Source organism: Brucella grignonensis (genome assembly GCF_002252505.1).
Classification (GTDB): domain Bacteria; phylum Pseudomonadota; class Alphaproteobacteria; order Rhizobiales; family Rhizobiaceae; genus Brucella; species Brucella grignonensis.
Genome location: NZ_NNRL01000114.1, coordinates 1 through 667, shown reverse-complemented (window position 1 = coordinate 667; position 667 = coordinate 1). Strand labels below are relative to the sequence as shown.

The following is a 667-nucleotide window of genomic DNA, read 5'->3' as shown; positions in this document are numbered from 1 at the left end:
ATGGCGGAACGCATAAGCCGCTATCCGCACAACATACGAACCATCCGGGCTGCTGGATGCGCAGTTCCGACATCTGCCATGATCGACACGCTCGACCCCGCGGAAATCGAACTGTGGTTTGCCGACAGCGCGTTCCGGATCGATCGGCTGGGCAAGGCGATCTCGGCTCTCGCGGATGAGGTCGACGATCCGACCGAAACTAGCCTTGGCCATCGCGCTCAACCGGATGACCTGAACCTCCATCAACAACAGAGAAAGACCAATCGCATGACGACAACAACCGAGATCGCCGACAAGATCGCAACCGAGCAAAATCTGACCAAGGCGCAGGCCAAGGCGATCGTCGATAGCGTATTCAAAGAGATTTCGGAGGCTGCGCGATCGGGCGCCGAGACCAGCATTCCCGGGTTCGGAAAATTCAAGATCAAGGATACGCCGGAACGCGAGGGTCGCAATCCCTCGACCGGCGCCACCATCAAGATCGCCGCTTCCAAGAAGCTGACCTTTACGCCGGCCAAGGCGATCAAGGATGCTCTGAACGGCTGATGGAACGACGGCCGTCTCATCACTGAAATGAATCGATCCGCGTGCGGTGATTCAAAGCAATCATTGGACGCGGAATTCCGGCTGCGCGATTCTGCATTCCATGAGCGCGCAGCCTTACCAC

1 protein-coding gene is annotated in these 667 nt (G+C 57.9%); it reads left to right on the top strand.

The genetic code is table 11. The features are described 5' to 3' along the window. The first annotated feature begins 267 nt into the window (after window positions 1-267). Window positions 268-546, top strand: coding sequence for an HU family DNA-binding protein (locus CEV33_RS01465; RefSeq protein WP_094538728.1), 279 nt, complete (start codon window positions 268-270; stop codon window positions 544-546). Window positions 547-667: the final 121 nt, after the last annotated feature.

Excerpts from the sequence above, each read along its gene's own strand:
- CEV33_RS01465 (WP_094538728.1), top strand. The coding sequence starts at position 268 with ATGACGACAACAACCGAGATCGCCGACAAGATCGCAACCGAGCAAAAT.